Below are 19,162 nucleotides of genomic sequence, written 5' to 3'. Positions count from 1 at the left end.
GGCGCGTCATCTGCACGCGCCCGTGCTTCAGTTCAGCTCAAGCCAGATCGGCGCATGATCGGACGGCTTGTCCATGCTGCGCAGGTCATAGTCGATGCCGGCGTCCTTGAAGCGCGCCTGCAGCGGCTGGCTGGCGAGAATCACGTCGATGCGCAGGCCGCGCTTGGGCTCGTCCTCGAAGCCTCGGCTGCGGTAGTCGAACCAGCTGAAGCGGTCGTTCACCTCGGGGTTGAGGTGGCGGAAACTGTCCACCAGCCCCCAGTTCTTCAGGGTCGCCAGCCATTCGCGCTCTTCCGGCAGGAAGCTGCACTTGCCGGTTTTCAGCCAGCGCAGGCGATTGGGTTCACCGATGCCGATGTCGCAATCCTCGGGGCTGATGTTGATATCGCCCATCACCACCAGCGCCTGCTGCGGGTCGAAGCGCTCCACCAGCAATTGCTGCAGATCGGCATAGAAGCGCTGCTTGGCCGGGAATTTCACCGGATGGTCGCGGCTCTCGCCCTGAGGGAAGTAGCCGTTCATCACGGTGACGGGGTTGCCGCTGGTGTCGGCGAAGGTGCCGTAGATGAAGCGTCGCTGGGAGTCTTCGCCATCACCGGGGAAGCCCTTGTGCAGGCTCAGCGGCTCTTGGCGCGAGAGCAGGGCGACGCCGTAGTGGCCCTTCTGACCGTGGTAGTGCACGTGATAGCCGAGCTGGCGGATCTCCGCTTCCGGAAACTGGTCGTCGGCCACCTTGGTTTCCTGCAGGCCGATCACGTCCGGCTGGTGTTTCTCGATCAGGGCCTGCAATTGATGAGGGCGCGCACGCAGGCCATTGATATTGAAGGAGACGATTTTCATGGGCAGCGGGTCCTGGGCAAAAGGCGATGCTAGCCGATCCTCGGCGCTGGCGGCCAGCGCCTGGCAGGTGCCGGGCGGCGGTGCTAAGTTGGCTGTGACGCTCCATACAATAACTAGAGTTGAGGTCCACCATGCCCCATAACGCCCCAGCTGAAGTGCGCATGCTCGATGGTGGTTACGCCCGCGAGGTTCGCTCGCTGCTCTACCACGCCTATCGCCACGAGCCGACCTTCGCCTACCTGTTCGAGGCCGAACGCCCCGGCTTCGACCAGCGCGTGCGCGCGACGATTCGCGAGCTGGTGCAGCAGCATTTCGCCGAGGATCTGCCGGCCATCGGTCTGCTGATCGACGACCGTCTGATCGGCGCAGCACTGATCGCGCCGCCGCAACGGCGCCTGGATATCACCGAGAGCTGGGGCTGGCGCCTGCGCATGCTGTTGAGCACCGGCTTCGGTTGCACCAAACGCTATCTGGAGTACCACGATGCGGTGCTCGCCTGTCTGCCGCCAGGCCCTTATCACGTGCTGCCGTTGCTGGGCATTCACCCGGAGTTCCAGGGGCAGCATCGCGGCGAGCAACTGCTCGAGGCGCTGCACGACTGGTGCGCGCAGGACAGCGGCTCGCAAGGTGTGGTGCTGGACACTGGCGATGCCCGCTACCTGGAATTCTACCGGCGTCAGGGCTACGAGGAAGTCGGTGAGCTGGCCATTGGCCCGGTGGTCGAGCACGTATTCTTCCACCCCAACCCGCAACCCGTGGTCCGGGCCAGCGCCTGAACTCCGGCTGTCTGGCAGAAGCGTGGCGGCTCTGGCGTGGGCTGTGCGCCGTGGTAGCATCCTTCGCCATGAGCGTATATGGACATCTCCAGCGCAGCCTGGCGCTGCTGCTGATCAGTACGGGGGCCTTCGCTGCAAGCGAGCTGGACGTACGGATCACCCCGAACAATGCGGCCCTCAAGGCCAATATCGAAGGTTACGTCGGCAGCCTCGATGGGCGTGACGCGCAGTCGTTGCGGCGTTTGCGGCGTATCGCCGAGAACGAAGCGGACAAGGCGGTTCAGGCCCTGGGGTATTACCAAGCGCGCATTCGCAGCCGTATCGAAGAGGGCGAAACACCGCGTCTGGTACTTGAAGTCGAGCCGGGCGAGCGCGTTCGCCTGCGCAACGTCGACATCCGCATCGAAGGGCCGGCCAGCGAGCTGTCGGCCTTTCGCGTCCCCAACGCCAGCCGCCTGCAGCCAGGCTCGGTGCTCAATCACGGACGCTACGAGGATGCCAAGCGGCTGATTCAGAATCAGGCCTCGCGCTACGGTTTCTTCGACGGCCGATTCACCCGCCAGAGTCTGCAGATCGATCCGGCTGCCGGCGTGGCCGACATCGAGCTGGTGTTCAGCAGCGGGCCGCGCTACAGCCTGGGCGATATCGCTTTCAGCGGCGACTTCCCGTTCGATGAAGAACTGCTGCTACGCATGGTGCCGTTCGACCCGGACACCCCCTACGATTCCGAGCTGATTGCCGAGCTGTATCAGGCGCTGCAGTCCAGCGGCTATTTCGAGTCGGTAAGGGTCGACGCCATCCCCACCCAGGCCGATCAGTTGCGCATCCCGGTAGCGGTGGCGCTGCAGGTACGCGAGCCGCGTACCATGGGCCTGGGCCTGGGGTTCTCCACCGATGTCGGGCCGCGCCTGCGCGCCAACTGGACGCGTCACTGGCGCAACCCGCAGGGGCACAGCTACGGGGTGGAAACCGAGCTCTCCGCCCCCCGGCAGAACGTCGGCCTGTGGTACGACATTCCCGGCGATCCACCGCTGACCGACAAGCTGCGCCTGGCCGGTGGCTATCAATATGAAGAGCTGGCCAGCAACGACAGCCTGAGCCGTCTGCTCACCCTCGGCCCGGAGTGGCACAGCCAGCGCCCCGGTGGCTGGCAGCGCGTGCTGTCGGTGAAATGGCAGCGCGAGGAATACCGCCTGGGCGACGATTCCGGCTTGAGCACCTTGTTGATGCCGGGGGTGAGTTACTCGCGGCTGCGCAGCGACAATCGTCTCGATCCGAACCAGGGTTACCGCGTGCAGTTCGACTTGCGCGGCGCCGTAGAAGGCGTGTTGTCCGACGCCAATGTGTTGCACGGCAACGTCATGCTCAAGGGCCTGACCACGGTATTTGACAATCATCGTCTGCTCGGTCGCGTGCAGTTCGGCGGGACCGAAACCAATGGCTTCTCGGCGGTGCCGCCGTCGCTGCGCTTCTTTGCTGGCGGCGATCAGAGCGTGCGCGGCTACGATTACCAGAGCCTGTCGCCGGAGAACAATCGCGGCGACAAGATCGGCGGCCGCTACCTGTTCGCGGCCAGTGCCGAGTATCAGTACAGCCTCACCGACAAGTGGCGCCTGGCGACCTTCATCGACCAGGGCAATTCGTTCAACTCGCTGGATTTCCCCACTCTCAAGACCGGTGTCGGTTTCGGCGTGCGCTGGGTGTCGCCGGTCGGCCCGCTGCGTCTGGATCTTGCCCATGCACTGGATGACGATGGCGGCGTGCGGCTGCATTTCTCCATGGGGCCTGAACTATGATCCGGCGTGTGCTGAAATGGCTGGCCATCGGCCTGTTCAGCCTGGTGCTGCTGTTCGCCGCTGCGCTGTGGGTGCTGCTTGGTACCCAAGGTGGCAGTCGCTGGCTGCTGGCGCAGGTGCCGGGGTTGCAAGCCGACAACTTCCAGGGACGCCTGGGCGGCGCCTGGCAGGCCGATGCGCTGCTCTGGCAGCAGGACGCGACGCGTGTTGAGCTGCAGCAACTGGAAATGGCCTGGTCGCCGTCCTGCCTGCTGCGCCTGAGGCTGTGCATCGACCGCCTGCATTTGCAGCAGGCGGCGCTCGACCTGCCGCCCAGCGCTGAGCCAAGCAACGAGCCGTTCAGCCTGCCAGACCTGAATCTGCCGCTGCGCCTGCAACTGGGCGATATCCAGCTGGGCGAGTTGCGCCTGGACGGCCAGGCGCAACTGAGCGATCTAGAACTGATCGCCAGCTGGAACGAGCAGGGCGTCGAGTTGCAGCGTCTGGCCCTGCAGCGCGATGACCTGCGCCTGGATGCCAGCGGTCGCCTGACCCCGCATGGCGACTGGCCGCTGGCATTGAGTGGGCGCCTGCAGTTGCCGGAAGTCGACGGCAAACCCTGGCAGGTCGCGCTGCAGGTCGGCGGCGAGCTGCAGCGCAGCCTGGAGATCGACGCGGATAGCAGTGGTTATCTCGACGCACGCCTGCAAGGCAAGGTGCAGGCCCTGGCCGAGAATCTGCCGGCCGAGTTGCGCCTGACCAGCCGCGACTTCCAGGCCAGCAATGCCTTGCCGCCGACCCTGCGCCTGCAGGACCTGCAACTGCATGCCAAAGGCGATCTGGCGGCCGGCTATCGCGTCGAAGGCACCGCGAGCCTGCCCGCCGAACAGGTGCCGATGCCGCTGCAACTGAAAGGGCGGGTCGATGCCGCCGGTGCGGATATCGAACTGCTGCGTATCCAGGCCGAAGCCCAGCATGTCCAGGTCGAGGGCAAGCTGGCCTGGAGCGAAGCGCTCACCATCGATGCGCAGCTGGATTGGCTGGATTTTCCCTGGCAGCGTCTCTACCCGATGGACGAGCCGCCGCCGGTGGCACTGCGCGCCATGCAGGCCGAAGTCAGCTATAGCGGGGGCAACTACCTGGGCAACTTCGCTGCGCAACTGCAGGGCCCAGCGGGTAATTTCAGCCTGAGCAGCCCGGTCAGTGGCGATCTGGGCCAGGTCAGCCTGCCGCAACTGCAACTGGTGGCCGGTCAGGGCCGCGCTGAAGGCGTGCTCAAGCTGGGCTTTGCCGAAGGTATCGACTGGCAGGCCATGTTGCAGCTCAGCGCCCTCGACCCCGGTTACTGGCTGGCGGAAATGCCGGGCAATCTGGCTGGTCCGCTGAGCACCTCGGGCAGCTTCAACGCCGGTAAGCTGCAGGCCGAGGCCGATATCTACCTCAATGGCCGCCTGCGTGGCCAGCCGGCGCAATTGCAGGTGCAGGGCGCCGGTAGTGGAGAACAGTGGCAGCTGCAGCGCCTGCTGGTGCGCCTGGGCGACAATCGGGTCAGCGGGCAGGGCGCGCTGGATCAGCGCCTGCGCGGCCAGCTGGAGCTGGCCTTGCCGCGCCTGGGGCAACTCTGGCCCGGCCTGCAGGGCCAGATGCAAGGTACGCTTTCGCTGGCCGGCAGCTTGCAGGCCCCGCAAGGGCAACTGGCGTTGACCGGTGAGCGTCTGGCGTTCGGCGACCCCAGCCTGCGTCGGCTGCAGCTGGACGCGACACTGGATGCTCGCCAGCAGGCGCGCATCGACCTGAACCTGCGCGGTATCCGTATCGGCGAAACCTATCTTGGCCGCCTGCAGGCCGAGGGCCGTGGCGATCAGCGTCGCCAGGCGCTGGACATCGACCTGCAAGGCCCGCTGCTGCAACTGGCGCTGGCGCTGGACGGTAACTTGAGCGAGCAGGGCGACTGGCGCGGGCGCATTGCCAGTGGTCGCGTGCAGAGTGGCGGGCAGGATTGGCAGCTGCAGCAGGCCGCGAGCCTGGAGCGCCTGGCCAGCGGCCGGCTGAACCTGGGTGCACATTGCTGGCAATCCGGCGATGCCAGCCTCTGCGGCGGGCAACAGCGGCTGATGCCGCAGCCCAGCCTGGACTGGCGCCTGGAGAACTTCCCGCTGGCCAGCCTGCAGCCCTGGTTGCCCGAGGATTTCGCCTGGCAGGGGCGCCTGGATGGACAGCTCAAGGTCGAGCTGCCCGACAGCGGCCCCAACGGCCAGGTCACGCTCGATGCTGGCGGCGGCACCCTGCGCATTCGCCAGCCGGATGACGAGCAGTGGCTGGATTTCCCCTACGACAGCCTGCGCCTGAACAGCACGCTGCGCCCGCAGCGGGTGGACAGTGAGCTGCGCTTCGTCAGCGCTCGCCTGGGCGAACTGCTGTTGCAGGCGCGCATCGATCCGCGTCCGGCGAATAAACCGGTCGATGGCGAGTTTCGCTTGAGCGGCTTCGACCTGGCCGTGCTGCGCCCCTTCGTGCCCATGGCGGAACGGCTTCAAGGCACGCTGCAGGGCAGCGGCACGATCAGCGGCCAGCTATTGGCACCGCAGGTTAACGGGCAACTGCGCCTTGACGGTGGCGAGCTGTCCGGCAGCGAACTGCCGGTGAGCCTGGAGGGTTTGCAGGTGCAGGCCTTGATTGCGGGTGAGCAGGTGCAGCTGTCCGGCGACTGGCGCAGCGGCGAGCAGGGCCGCGGCAGCCTGCGCGGTGAAATTGCCTGGGCCGAAGGCCTGAGCGGCGATCTGTCACTGCAGGGGCAGCGCCTGCCGGTGAAGGTCGAGCCCTATGCCGAGCTGGAAGTGGAACCCGATCTGCAATTGCAGCTGCGTGCCCAGCGCCTGGCGGTCAGTGGCAAGGTCGGTGTGCCACGCGGGCTGATCAGCGTCCGTGAACTGCCGCCATCGACGGTGAAGGTATCCGGCGACGCGCGGGTGGTCGGGCGCGAAGTGCCCGAGACCGAACAGGGTCTGGGCATCGCCATGGATGTCGACGTCGAAGTCGGGCAGGACAAGCTGGCCTTCAGCGGCTTCGGTCTGACCGCCGACCTGCGCGGGCGCGTGCATATCGGCGACAACCTCGATACCCGTGGTGAGCTGGATCTGGCCAATGGTCGCTACCGTGCCTACGGCCAGCGCCTGACCATTCGCCGTGCGCGGCTGTTGTTCACCGGACCGATCGATCAGCCGTTCCTCGATGTCGAGGCGATTCGCAAGGTGGACAATGTCGTGGCCGGTATACGCCTTTCCGGTAATGCCGAGCAGCCCAGCACCACGGTGTTCGCCGAGCCGGCGATGAGCCAGGAACAGGCGCTGTCCTATCTGGTGCTGGGGCGGCCGCTGGGGCAGAGCAGCGGTGACAACAACATGCTCGGCCAGGCGGCGCTGGCACTCGGCCTGGCCGGCAGTAGTTCGATTACTACCGGCCTGGCCAACAGCCTGGGGATTCAGGATTTCCAGCTCGATACCGAGGGCAGCGGCGTGACCACCAGCGTGGTGGCCAGCGGCAGTATTACCGAGCGCCTGAGCCTGCGTTACGGCGTCGGCGTATTCGAGCCAGCCAACACCATCGCCCTGCGTTACGAGCTGACCCGACGCCTGTACCTGGAGGCCGCCAGCGGTCTGGCCAGTTCGCTCGATCTGTTCTACCGGCGGGATTTCTGATGGCGGTGCGAGCTTTGGCTAAATCCCTACTGGGCCGCGGGTGTATCGACGCCGCTTCTGCGCTAGGCTGGAGCCTTGGTCGGGCCGTGACCTGCCATTCGATGGGGCGTTGCCCCTGTCTAACATCTGCCCTTCAACTCTCTGAACGATAAGGAAACTCCCATGGCGCAAGTCACTCTCAAAGGCAATCCGGTGCAGGTCGACGGCCAACTGCCGCAGGCCGGTCAACAGGCGCCGGCGTTCAGCCTGGTCGCTGGCGACCTGAGCGACGTCACCCTGGCCAGCCTGGCCGGCAAGCGCAAGGTGCTGAACATCTTCCCGAGCGTCGATACGCCGACCTGCGCCACCTCCGTGCGCACGTTCAACGCCGAAGCCAGCCAGCTGAACAACACTGTGGTGCTGTGCATCTCTGCCGACCTGCCGTTCGCCCAGGCGCGCTTCTGCGGCGCCGAAGGCCTGGAAAGCGTGGTCAACCTGTCCACCCTGCGTGGTGCCGACTTCCTCAAGAGCTACGGTGTGGCGATTGCCAGCGGCCCGCTGACCGGCCTGGCCGCGCGTGCCGTGGTGGTGCTGGACGAGCAGGACAAGGTGCTGCATAGCGAGCTGGTTGGCGAAATCGCCCACGAGCCGGACTACGCCGCGGCCCTGGCCGTACTCAAGTAAGATTCAGGAAACACCGAACGGCCTGCCATGCAGGCCGTTTTCATTTGTCGGCGCAAAAAGCCGCGTGCGGCTTCAGAAGCCGCAGACCAGAGCGTCTCGTTCAGGCCCCGCGATAAACAGTGGTTACGTAAGAAGAGAGTAAAAAGCCGGTAAATAGGCTTTGCTTGCAGCCGACCAGTGCTTATCGTTCCGACTCCTAAAAGAAGTGATCCGTTTCCTGCCATGTCCAGCACCTCCTCGAATGCCTCCCGCACCTCCCGCCAATGGCTGATCGGCCTGACGCTGCTCGCCGTGCTGCTACTCCTGCTGTGGTGGTTCTGGCCAAGTCAGCCGCAGTCCCAACAGATGGGCCGTGGCCGCTTCGGTGACATGGGGCCGGTGCCGGTGCGTGTGGCCGAAGTGGTGCAGGGCGAGTTCGCCATCGAGCTCAAGGCACTGGGCACGGTGACCGCCTACAACACGGTCAATGTGCGCTCGCGGGTCGACGGCGAGCTGGTCAAGGTATTGTTCGAAGAGGGGCAGCAGGTCAAGGCCGGCGATCTGCTCGCGGTGATCGACCCGCGTTCCTATCAGGTCGCGCTGCAGCAGGCGCAGGGCGCGCTGCAGGAGAATCAGGCGCAACTGAAGAACGCCGAACTGGATCTGCAGCGCTACAAGGGGCTGTACGCCGAAGACAGCATCGCCAAGCAGACCCTCGACACCCAGCAGGCACTGGTCAATCAGTACCGCGGCAGCCTGCAGAGCAACCAGGCGGACGTCGCCACGGCCAGGCTCAACCTCGACTTCACCCAGATTCGCGCTCCCATCGCCGGGCGCCTCGGCCTGCGCCAACTGGATATCGGCAACCTGGTCAGCAGCGGCGACACCACGCCGCTGGTGGTGATCACCCAGGCCGATCCGATTTCGGTGATTTTCACCATCCCCGAGGGCGACCTGCCTGCGGTGCTGCAGCGCAGGCGCGACGGCGCGACCCTGGCGGTCGAAGCCTGGGATCGCGGCGAGCGCCTGAAGCTGGCCGAGGGCGTACTGGAGAGTCTGGACAACCAGATCGACACCGCCACCGGTACGGTCAAGCTCAAGGCGCGCTTCGACAACGCCGAGCAGATGCTCTTCCCCAACCAGTTCGTCAACGTGCGCCTGCGCGTGGATACCCGCGAGGCGGCCACCATCATTCCGTCGGCTGCAGTGCAGTTCGGTACCCGCGGCACCTTCGTCTATGCGGTAGACGGCGACAACAAGGTGAGCATCCGTCCCGTCAGCATCATTGCCAGCGATGCCGAGCGCAGCATGGTTGCCGACGGCGTTCAGCCCGGCGAGCGGCTGGTGCTGGAGGGCACCGATCGCCTGCGTGACGGCAGTGAAGTGCAGGTAGTCGATCCGCAGGCGGCGCAGACGAGCGAGGCTGGAGAACAGGGCGAGTCGGGCCGCGCTGGCGCACGGAACGACGCATGAACATCTCGCGCCCGTTCATCCTGCGGCCGGTCGCCACCACGCTGTTGATGGTGGCGATCTTCCTCAGCGGCCTGATCGCCTATCGCCTGCTGCCGGTGTCGGCGCTGCCGGAAGTCGACTATCCGACCATCCGCGTGCTGACCCTGTACCCAGGCGCCAGCCCGGATGTGATGACCAGCGCCGTGACGGCGCCGCTGGAGCGCCAGTTCGGGCAGATGGCGGGGCTCAAGCAGATGTCCTCGACCAGCTCCGGTGGCGCCTCGGTGATCACCCTGCGCTTCAACCTGGATGTTTCCCTGGCGGTGGCCGAGCAGGAGGTGCAGGCGGCGATCAACGCGGCGAGCAACCTGCTACCGGGCGATCTGCCGGCACCGCCGGTGTACAACAAGGTCAACCCGGCCGACACGCCAGTGCTGACCCTGGCGGTGAGTTCAAAGACGCTGCCGCTGCCGCAGGTCAATGATCTGGTCGATACCCGCCTGGCGCAGAAGCTCGCGCAAACCAGTGGCGTCGGCCTGGTGACCCTGGCCGGCGGGCAGCGTCCGGCGGTGCGCATTCGCGTCAACCCCGAGGCGCTGGCGTCCTATGGCCTGAGCCTGGCCGACGTGCGCAGCCTGATCACCGCCAGCAACGTCAACCAGCCCAAGGGCAACTTCGATGGGCCGACACGCGTTTCCCAGCTCGATGCCAACGACCAGCTGAAATCCGTCGACGAATACCGCGAGCTGATCCTCAGTTATGAGAACGGCGCCGCGCTGCGTCTGAAGGACGTCGCTGAGATCATCGATGGCGCCGAGAACGAGCGCCTGGCCGCCTGGGCCAACCGCAATCAGGCGGTGCTGGTCAACGTGCAGCGCCAGCCGGGTGCCAACGTGATCGATGTGGTCGACCGTATCCAGACCCTGCTGCCACACCTGACCGAGGGCCTGCCGGCCAGCGTCGAGGTCAAGGTGCTTACCGACCGCACGCAGACCATCCGCGCCGCTGTGCGCGACGTGCAGCACGAGTTGCTGCTGGCCATCGCCCTGGTGGTGATGGTGACCTTCCTGTTCCTGCGCAAGCTATCGGCGACCGTCATCCCGTCGATCGTCGTACCGCTGTCGCTGATCGGCACCTTCGGCGTGATGTACCTGGCCGGCTTCACCATCAACAACCTGACACTGATGGCGCTGACCATCGCCACCGGTTTCGTGGTCGACGACGCCATCGTCATGCTGGAGAACATCGCGCGCCATCTGGAGGAGGGCGAAACACCCCTCAATGCCGCGCTCAAGGGCGCCCGGCAGATCGGCTTCACCCTGGTTTCGCTGACCTTGTCGCTGATCGCCGTACTGATTCCGCTACTATTCATGGCCGATGTGGTGGGCCGCTTGTTTCGCGAGTTCGCCATCACCCTGGCGGTGGCCATCATGATCTCCCTGGTGGTGTCGCTGACCCTGACGCCGATGATGTGCGCGCGCCTGCTCAAGGCGGAGAAAGCGGAGAACGAAGGGCGCTTCTATCAGGCTGCCGGTGGCGTCATCGATGCCATGATCGAGCGCTACGGCGTCTGGCTACAGTGGGTGCTCAAGCATCAGCCGCTGACGCTGCTGGTGGCCATCGCGACGCTGGGCTTGACCGTGCTGCTGTACCTGGTCGTGCCAAAGGGCTTCTTCCCGGTGCAGGACACCGGGGTGATCCAGGGCATTTCCGAGGCGCCTCAGTCGATTTCCTTTGCCGCCATGAGCGAACGCCAGCAGCGTCTGGCTGATGTGATCCTGCGTGATCCGGCGGTGGCCAGCCTGTCCTCGTCGATAGGCGTGGATGGCGATAACCCGACGCTCAACAGTGGCCGCCTGCTGATCAACCTGAAGACTCATGCCGAACGCGATGTCACCGCCAGTGAGGTGATCGAACGGCTGCGCCCGGAGCTGGCGAAGATTCCCGGTATCGAGCTGTTCATGCAGCCGGTGCAGGACCTGACCATCGAGGATCGCATCAGCCGCACCCAGTTCCAGTTCACCCTGGAGTCGCCTGACAGCCAACTGCTGGAAGACTGGACGCCGCGCCTGGTCGAGGCACTGCGCGAACAGCCCGAGCTGACCGATGTGGCCAGCGACCTGCAGAACCGTGGTCTGCAGGTGTACCTGGATATCGACCGCGACGCTGCCGCGCGCCTGGGCATCAGCGTCGGCAATATCGACGACGCGCTGTATGACGCCTTCGGCCAGCGCCAGATCAGCACCATCTACACCCAGGCCAGCCAGTACCGCGTGGTGCTGGAAAGCCGCGATGGCGGGCATATCGGCCTGGCCGCGCTGCGCCAGATCCACGTCGCTACCGGCGAAGGCCAGCAGGTGCCGCTGTCATCCCTGGCGCACATCGAGGAGCGTCCGGCCAGCCTGCTGATCAACCACATCGGCCAATTCCCGGCAGTGACCCTGTCGTTCAACCTGGCGCCGGGCGTGTCGCTGGGCGAGGCGGTTGAGGTGATCGAGCGGGTGGAGCAGGAAATCGGCCTGCCGCTGTCCATCAACACCCAGTTCCAGGGCGCTGCCGAGGCCTTCCGTGCCTCGCTGTCGTCGACCCTGCTGCTGATCCTGGCTGCCATCGTCACCATGTACATCGTGCTCGGCGTGCTCTACGAGAGCTATATCCACCCGATCACCATCCTCTCCACGCTGCCATCGGCGGGTGTCGGCGCACTCCTGGCGCTGCTGCTGACGGGCAACGACCTGGGCCTGATCGCCATCATCGGCATCATCCTGCTGATCGGCATCGTCAAGAAGAACGCGATCATGATGATCGACTTCGCCCTGGAGGCCGAGCGCAACCAGGGCATGGCGCCCGAGCCGGCGATCTACCAGGCGGCGTTGCTGCGTTTCCGGCCGATCCTGATGACCACCCTGGCGGCGTTGTTCGGGGCCATTCCGCTGATGCTCGCGTCGGGCTCCGGCGCCGAGCTGCGTCAGCCATTGGGGCTGGTGATGGTCGGCGGTCTGCTGGTCAGCCAGGTGCTGACGCTGTTCACCACGCCGGTGATCTACCTGTACTTCGATCGCCTGTCGCGGCGGGCGACGGGACGTAGCGCGGCAGGGGTGGCGGTATGAACGGCAATTACCGTGTAGGAGCGAACTTGTTCGCGATCCTTCCAGACCGTTTCGCGAATAAATTCGCTCCCACAGAGGGCGCGGCGTGAACCTCTCCGCCCCCTTTATCCGCCGGCCAGTGGCGACGCTGCTGCTGAGCCTGGCGATCATGCTGCTGGGCGGCGTCAGCTTCGGCCTGCTGCCGGTGTCGCCGTTGCCGAACATGGACTTTCCGGTGATCACCGTGCAGGCCAACCTGCCGGGTGCCAGTCCACAGATCATGGCGTCGACGGTGGCCACGCCGCTGGAGCGCTCGCTGGGCAGCATCGCCGGCGTCAACCAGATGAACAGCAGCAGTAGCCAGGGCAGCACGCGGATCATGGTCGAGTTCGATCTCGACAAGGACATCAACACCGCGGCCCGCGAGGTGCAGGCGGCGATCAATGCCGCGCGCGAGCTGTTGCCCAGCGGCATGCGCACCATGCCCAGCTACCGCAAGATCAACCCCTCGCAAGCGCCGATCATGGTCATCTCGCTGACCAGCGATACCCTGAACAAGGGCCAGCTGTACGACGTGGCCTCGACCATCCTGGCGCAGAAGCTGTCGCAGGTCACCGGCGTGGGCGAGGTGCAGGTCGGCGGCAGTTCGCTGCCAGCGGTGCGGGTGGCGCTGGAGCCGCGTCTGCTCGACCAGTACGGCATCGCCCTGGACGAAGTGCGCCAGGCCATCGCCGCCAGCAATGCGCTGAAACCCAAGGGCGCAGTGGAAGACCCGCAGCGCCGCTGGCAGGTGCAGGCCAGCGACCAGTTGGCCAAGGCCGCCGACTATATGCCGATGATCATTCGCTACCAGGACGGCGCCGCCGTGCGCCTGGGCGATGTGGCGACCGTGACCGATGGCGTCGAGAATCGCTACAACAGCGGTTTCTACAACGATAAAGAGGCGGTGCTGCTGGTGATCAACCGCCAGAGCGGGGCGAATATCCTGCAGACCATCCGCGACATTCGCGCCGAGCTGCCGGCTTTGCGCGAGGTGATGCCAGCCAGCGTCAAGCTGGAGGTGGCCATGGATCGCTCGCCCGTGATCCGCGCCACCCTGCATGAAGCCGAGCAGACCCTGCTGATCGCCGTGGGCCTGGTGATTCTGGTGGTGCTGGCCTTCCTCGGCCGCTGGCGTGCGGCGCTGATTCCGGCGCTGGCGGTGCCGGTGTCGCTGATCGGCAGTTTCGCCGCTATGTATCTGCTGGGCTTCTCGCTGAACAATCTGTCGCTGATGGCGCTGATCATCGCCACCGGCCTGGTGGTGGACGACGCCATCGTGGTGCTGGAGAACATTTCGCGGCACATCCGCAATGGTGAGCCTCCGTTGGAGGCAGCGCTCAAAGGCACACGCGAAGTGGGCTTCACCCTGCTGTCGATGAACCTTTCGCTGGTCGCGGTGTTCATCTCCATCCTGTTCATGGGTGGCATCATCGAGCGCCTGTTCCGCGAGTTCTCCCTGACTTTGGCAGTGGCGGTGGTGATATCCCTGCTGGTGTCGCTGACGCTGACGCCGATGCTCTGTGCGCGCTGGCTCAAGCCCGAGCAAGAGCAATCGCGCAGCCGCCTGCAGCAATGGGGCGATCACGTGCAGGAGCGGGTGCTGGCCGTCTACGCGCGCAGCCTGGATTGGGCGCTGCGTCATGCGTTGCTGATGCTGCTGAGTTTTCTCGCCACCATCGCGCTGAATGTCTATCTATTCGTCAGCGTGCCGAAAACCTTCATGCCGCAGCAGGACACCGGCCAGTTGATCGGTTTCATCCGCGGCGACGACGGCATGTCGTTCCAGGTCATGCAGCCGAAGATGGAGATCTTCCGCAACGCGGTGCTGGCCGATCCTGCGGTGGAAAGCGTGGCCGGTTTCATCGGCGGCAGCGGGGGCATCAACAACGCCTTCATGATCGTGCGCCTCAAGCCCATTGCCCAGCGCAGCGACTCGGCACAGGACGTGATCAACCGCCTGCGCAACACGGTGCCCAAGGTGCCTGGCGGACGCATGTTCCTCATGCCGGACCAGGATCTGCAGATAGGCGGGCGCCAGGGGCGCAGCTCGGAAAACGAATACATGCTGCTGTCCGATGACCTCGATTCGTTACGCACCTGGCTGCCGAGGGTGCGCGAGGCGCTGCGCGCGCTGCCCGAACTGACCGGTATCGACGCGCGGGAAACCGAGGGCGCGCAGCAGATTCGCCTGGTAGTGGACCGCGAGACGGCACGCCGCCTGGGGGTGGACATGGACATGATCACCGCGGTGCTGAACAACGCCTTCAGCCAGCGCCAGGTCTCGACCATCTACCAGGCGCTGAACCAGTACAGCGTGGTGATGGAGATCAATCCCAGGTACGCGCAGCATCCCGAAGCGCTGGACCAGATCCAGTTGATCACCGACGATGGTGCGCGCGTGCCGCTTTCGGCCTTCGCCCGCTGGGAGCGCAGCCTGGAGAACGACCGGGTCAGCCACCAGGGCCAGTTCGCCGTGGAGAACATCGGCTTTTCCCTGGCCGAGGGCGTCAGCCTGGATCAGGCGACCCGGGCCATCGACGTGGCCATCGCCCAGCTCAACCTGCCGACCGAGGTGCAGGGCACGCTGGGTGGCACTGGCGCCGCCTTCCAGCAGACGCAGGACAACCAGCCGCTGATGATCCTGCTGGCGTTGGTGGTGGTGTACCTGGTGTTGGGCGTGCTCTACGAGAGTTACGTGCACCCGCTGACCATTCTTTCCACCTTGCCGTCTGCCGGGGTCGGTGCCTTGCTCGCGCTGCAGCTGGTAGGCATGGAATTCAGCCTGATCTCGCTGCTGGGCCTGTTCCTGCTGATCGGTATCGTCAAGAAGAACGCCATCCTCATGGTCGACCTGGCTCTGCAACTGGAACGCGGTGAGCGCCTGACCCCGCAGGAATCCATCCGTCAGGCCTGTCTGTTGCGTTTCCGCCCGATCATGATGACCACCCTGGCCGCGATTCTTGGCGCCTTGCCGCTGATGCTGGGCACCGCCGAAGGGTCGGAAATGCGTCAGCCGCTGGGCATCACCATCGTCGGTGGCCTGGTGCTGAGCCAGGTGCTGACGCTCTACACCACTCCGGTGATCTACCTCTACTTCGACCGCCTGCGTCATCGCGTCAACCGCTGGCGCGGCGTGCGCACCGATGCCTCGTTGGAAAATCCGCTATGAACCGAGCTCCTTTCGCCCGAACACTCGTCTCCCTGCTGCTGGCTGGCGTATTGGGGGGCTGCGCCCTGGGGCCGGACTATCAGCGGCCCGAGCTGACGGCGCCCGTGCAGTTCAAGCAGGTCGACGGCTGGAAGAGTGCGGCGCCGGCAGACGCGCTGGAGCGCGGCAACTGGTGGGCGCTGTATGGCGACGCCGAGCTCGATGCGCTGGTCGAGCGTCTGCATGTTTCCAACCAGAACCTGGCGGCTGCCGAGGCCCAGTACCGCCAGGCGCGCGCGCTGGTACGCAGTGCGCGGGCCAGCTTCTACCCGACGCTGTCCGGCAACGCCGGCGTGACCCGGGCCGGGCAGGGCGGTGGCGACAGCACCATCCGCACCGCCGATGGCGTCACCGTCAGCGGCTCGGGTGCATCGAGGATTTCCAAGAGCTACGACCTCAGCCTCAACGCAGCCTGGGAGCTGGATATCTGGGGCAAGCTGCGCCGCGGCCTTGAAGCCAGTCGCGCCGAATTCGATGCCAGCGCCGCCGATCTCGCCGCAGCGCGTCTGAGCCTGCAGAGCGAACTGGTGCAGAACTATCTGCAACTGCGCATCCTCGATGAGCAGAAACGCCTGCTGGACGCTACCGTGGCGGCTTATGCGCGCTCGCTGCGTCTGACCGAAAACCAGTACCGCGCCGGCATCGTGCCCAGGTCCGACGTGGCTCAGGCCACTACGCAGCTCAAGAGCACCCAGGCGCAGGCCATCGACCTGCAGTGGCAGCGCGCGCAACTCGAACATGCCATTGCCGTGCTGGTCGGGGTCAGCCCGGCAGAGCTTTCCATCGCACCGCGCGATAGCCTGCCGGCGCTGCCCGAAGTGCCCGTGGCGCTGCCTTCGCAGTTGCTCGAACGTCGTCCTGACGTTGCTGCCGCCGAACGTCGGGTGATGGCAGCCAACGCGCAGATCGGCATCGCCGAAGCGGCCTGGTTCCCCGATCTGACGATCTCGGCCACGGGTGGCTATCGCGGTAGCAGCTTCGCCGACTGGATCGAAGTGCCCAATCGTTTCTGGTCACTGGGCCCGCAACTGGCCTTGAACCTGTTCGACGGTGGCGCGCGGCGTGCGGAGCTGGAGCGCAGCGAAGCCGCCTACGATCAGACCGTGGCGCAATACCGTCAGGCCGTGCTGGACAGCTTCCGTGAGGTGGAGGATTACCTGGTGCAGCTGCGCGTGCTGGAGCAGGAGAGCGGCGTACAGCAGGAGGCGCTGGAGGCGGCGCGCGAGTCGCTGCGCCTGATCGAGAACCAGTACCGCGCCGGTACCGTCGATTTCAACAGCGTGGTCAACGTCCAGGCCACGGCGCTGAACAACGAGCGCAGCAACCTCACGCTGCTGGGCAGTCGCCTGACGGCCAGCGTGCAGCTGATTGCTGCGCTGGGTGGCGGCTGGCAGGTTGGGCAACTGCACGAGAGCGACGCTAGCCATGATCGGTAGGGCGATGCCTTGCCGGTCATATTCATAACCTGACCGGTGAGCTAAATTTTCCGCTAAGATTCGCAATCTAAATCTTAAGTGATCGCAACTGGCTATCAGGGATGTCGGGCGGATACGCCTTTCGGCCGTGCGTCTTTTTTGCGCAGAGTCCTCGATGCTGATTGGTAGTTACGATTCCGCCCTGGTTTTCCTCTCGCTGTGCGTGGCGATTCTCGCGTCTTACACCGCCCTCGACCTCGCGGGGCGTATCGCCAGTGCCAGTGGCAGGGCGCGCCTGTTATGGATCGGTGGCGGCTCGGTGGCCATGGGCATCGGCATCTGGTCCATGCATTTTGTGGGCATGCTCGCCTTCAGCCTGCCGATAGACCTTGGCTACGACCTCACCATTACCCTGTTGTCCCTTGCCATCGCCGTGCTCGCTTCGGGCTTCGCGCTGTGGCTGGTGAGTCAGCCACAGCTGCCTGCCTGGCATCTTGCGCTGGGCGCTTTGGCCATGGGGGGCGGCATCGGGGCCATGCATTACATCGGCATGGCGGCAATGCGCATGCAGCCGGGCATCGTCTATGACCCGTTGCTGTTCGCACTGTCTTTGCTGATCGCCGTCGCGGCCTCCGGAGCGGCCTTGTTCATCGCCTTCCGCTTGCGCCGCAGCGGGCGTCATATCCGCCTACTGCGTGCCGGGGCAGCTGTGATCATGGGGCTGGCCATCATCGGTATGCACTACACCGGTATGGCGGCGGCTAATTTTCCCGAGGGGAGTTTTTGTGGGGCCGCCTTCAGCGGCCTCGACAGCGCCTGGCTGGCCAGCCTGGTGATCGTCACCACCCTTGCTGTATTGACCATCGCATTGCTGACCTCGGTGCTCGATGCGCGCCTGGAGGTGCGTACGGAGCTGTTGAACAATTCGCTGGCCCAGGCCAATGCCGAACTGACCCAGCTGGCACTACACGATGCGCTGACCAAGCTTCCCAATCGCCTGCTGCTGGAAGACCGCATTGGCCAAAGCATCCTCCAGACACAGCGCAACGGTGGGTGCTTTGCCTTGCTGTTCATGGACCTGGACGGTTTCAAACCGGTCAACGATGCGTTCGGTCACCATGTTGGCGATCAGTTGCTGGTAGCCGTGGCTCAACGTCTGCGTGCTCATCTGCGCGCCAACGACAGCCTGGCGCGCATCGGTGGCGATGAGTTCGTGCTGCTGGCCGATCTCCGCCATCGAGAAGACGCGGCAAACCTTGCCAGCCATGTGGTGGGGCTGCTCAACCAGGCCTTCGATGTCGACGGCCATGAATTGCGGGTTTCCACCAGCGTGGGCATCGCGTTGTTCCCTGGGGACGGTCTCGACCAGCAGGAGCTATTGATCAATGCCGACGCGGCGATGTATCACGCCAAGAACCTTGGCAAGAATGGCTACAGCTTCTTCGAGAGTTCGATGAACACCAATGCGCGGCAACAATTGCAACTGCTGCAGGATCTGCGTGTCGCCCTCGAACGTGGTGAGCTGCGCTTGCACTACCAGCCCAAGTTCGCCAGCGACTCCGGCGGCATGCTCGGTGCCGAGGCCTTGTTGCGCTGGCAACACCCTACGCAGGGCATGCTGGCACCGGTACGCTTCATCGGTCTGGCGGAGAAGACCGGTCTGATCATTCCGATTGGCGACTGGGTGCTGGATGAAGCCTGTCGGCAGATGCGTTGTTGGTACGACCAGGGCCACCACCACTGGCGTGTGGCGGTGAATCTCTCTGCGCTGCAGTTCTGCCACGGCGAGTTGGTCGAAACCGTGCGCCGGACCCTGGCCAAACATGCGCTGCCGGCCAACTGCCTGACCCTGGAAATCACTGAAAGCACCGCCATGCATGACGTGGGCACCAGCCAGAAGATACTCGAACAGCTTGCCGAGATGGGCGTGGACATCGCCATTGACGACTTCGGTACCGGCTATTCCAGTCTGCTCTATCTCAAACGTTTGCCAGCCAACGAACTGAAGATCGACCGGGGCTTCGTGCGGGATCTGCAGCATGACGGCGACGATGCCGCCATCGTCTCCGCCATTGTCGCCCTGGGCCAAGCGCTGGACCTGCGCATCGTCGCCGAAGGCGTGGAAACGCCCGAGCAGCAGGCGTTTCTTACCGAACTCGGCTGCGATTCGCTGCAGGGCTTTTTGCTCGGCGTTCCACTGCCCGCCGAACAAATTGCCAGTTGAA

10 protein-coding genes are annotated in these 19,162 nt (G+C 65.0%); 9 read left to right on the top strand and 1 reads right to left on the bottom strand.

The window, feature by feature from the left end:
- Window positions 1–27: 27 nt before the first annotated feature.
- Window positions 28–840, bottom strand: coding sequence for an exodeoxyribonuclease III (gene xthA / locus B2U07_RS01295; RefSeq protein ID WP_296275542.1), 813 nt, complete (start codon window positions 838–840; stop codon window positions 28–30).
- Window positions 841–971: 131 nt separating this feature from the next.
- Here xthA and B2U07_RS01290 point away from each other — a divergent pair, with 131 nt between their 5' ends.
- The 9 genes from B2U07_RS01290 to B2U07_RS01250 all read left to right on the top strand — a co-directional run bounded on the left by B2U07_RS01290 (window position 972) and on the right by B2U07_RS01250 (window position 19,161).
- Window positions 972–1,616, top strand: a complete 645-nt coding sequence (locus B2U07_RS01290) for a GNAT family N-acetyltransferase (protein WP_275544980.1) — start codon at window positions 972–974, stop codon at window positions 1,614–1,616.
- Window positions 1,617–1,684: 68 nt separating this feature from the next.
- Window positions 1,685–3,412, top strand: a complete 1,728-nt coding sequence (locus B2U07_RS01285) for an autotransporter assembly complex protein TamA (RefSeq protein ID WP_275544981.1) — start codon at window positions 1,685–1,687, stop codon at window positions 3,410–3,412.
- On the top strand, window positions 3,409–7,089 hold the full coding sequence (locus B2U07_RS01280; protein ID WP_275544982.1) for a translocation/assembly module TamB domain-containing protein: 3,681 nt from the start codon (window positions 3,409–3,411) through the stop codon (window positions 7,087–7,089). The genes B2U07_RS01285 and B2U07_RS01280 overlap by 4 nt, the downstream gene beginning before the upstream one ends.
- Window positions 7,090–7,251: 162 nt before the next feature.
- On the top strand, window positions 7,252–7,752 hold the full coding sequence (tpx, locus tag B2U07_RS01275; RefSeq protein ID WP_197856494.1) for a thiol peroxidase: 501 nt from the start codon (window positions 7,252–7,254) through the stop codon (window positions 7,750–7,752).
- 222 nt (window positions 7,753–7,974) lie between these two features.
- Entirely contained in the window at window positions 7,975–9,204 is a 1,230-nt protein-coding gene (locus B2U07_RS01270) for an MdtA/MuxA family multidrug efflux RND transporter periplasmic adaptor subunit (RefSeq protein WP_275544983.1), read from the top strand.
- Window positions 9,201–12,293: an MdtB/MuxB family multidrug efflux RND transporter permease subunit gene (locus tag B2U07_RS01265; RefSeq protein WP_275544984.1), complete on the top strand. Its 3,093-nt coding sequence runs from the start codon at window positions 9,201–9,203 to the stop codon at window positions 12,291–12,293. The genes B2U07_RS01270 and B2U07_RS01265 overlap by 4 nt, the downstream gene beginning before the upstream one ends.
- A gap of 85 nt (window positions 12,294–12,378) precedes the next feature.
- Window positions 12,379–15,483, top strand: a complete 3,105-nt coding sequence (locus B2U07_RS01260) for a multidrug efflux RND transporter permease subunit (RefSeq protein WP_275544985.1) — start codon at window positions 12,379–12,381, stop codon at window positions 15,481–15,483.
- The gene (locus B2U07_RS01255) at window positions 15,480–16,958 is read left to right on the top strand and encodes an efflux transporter outer membrane subunit (RefSeq protein ID WP_275544986.1); all 1,479 of its coding nucleotides are present in this window, start codon (window positions 15,480–15,482) and stop codon (window positions 16,956–16,958) included. Before B2U07_RS01260 ends, B2U07_RS01255 begins: the two co-directional genes overlap by 4 nt.
- Before the next feature lie 154 nt (window positions 16,959–17,112).
- A complete protein-coding gene (locus B2U07_RS01250; protein WP_275544987.1) occupies window positions 17,113–19,161 on the top strand; it encodes a putative bifunctional diguanylate cyclase/phosphodiesterase in 2,049 nt (682 codons plus the stop codon).
- Window position 19,162: the final 1 nt, after the last annotated feature.

Origin of the sequence: Pseudomonas sp. UBA7530, assembly GCF_002479365.1 — a bacterium.
GTDB lineage: Bacteria > Pseudomonadota > Gammaproteobacteria > Pseudomonadales > Pseudomonadaceae > Aquipseudomonas.
The sequence above is the reverse complement of the archived record's forward strand: the minus strand, read 5'-3'. Positions and strand labels throughout refer to the sequence as shown.

Bases quoted from the DNA above. Each gene is read 5' to 3' on its own strand.
- xthA (WP_296275542.1), bottom strand. From the start codon at position 840: ATGAAAATCGTCTCCTTCAATATCAATGGCCTGCGTGCGCGCCCTCAT.
- B2U07_RS01290 (WP_275544980.1), top strand. From the start codon at position 972: ATGCCCCATAACGCCCCAGCTGAAGTGCGCATGCTCGATGGTGGTTAC.
- B2U07_RS01285 (WP_275544981.1), top strand. From the start codon at position 1,685: ATGAGCGTATATGGACATCTCCAGCGCAGCCTGGCGCTGCTGCTGATC.
- B2U07_RS01280 (WP_275544982.1), top strand. From the start codon at position 3,409: ATGATCCGGCGTGTGCTGAAATGGCTGGCCATCGGCCTGTTCAGCCTG.
- tpx (WP_197856494.1), top strand. From the start codon at position 7,252: ATGGCGCAAGTCACTCTCAAAGGCAATCCGGTGCAGGTCGACGGCCAA.
- B2U07_RS01270 (WP_275544983.1), top strand. From the start codon at position 7,975: ATGTCCAGCACCTCCTCGAATGCCTCCCGCACCTCCCGCCAATGGCTG.
- B2U07_RS01265 (WP_275544984.1), top strand. From the start codon at position 9,201: ATGAACATCTCGCGCCCGTTCATCCTGCGGCCGGTCGCCACCACGCTG.
- B2U07_RS01255 (WP_275544986.1), top strand. From the start codon at position 15,480: ATGAACCGAGCTCCTTTCGCCCGAACACTCGTCTCCCTGCTGCTGGCT.
- B2U07_RS01250 (WP_275544987.1), top strand. From the start codon at position 17,113: ATGCTGATTGGTAGTTACGATTCCGCCCTGGTTTTCCTCTCGCTGTGC.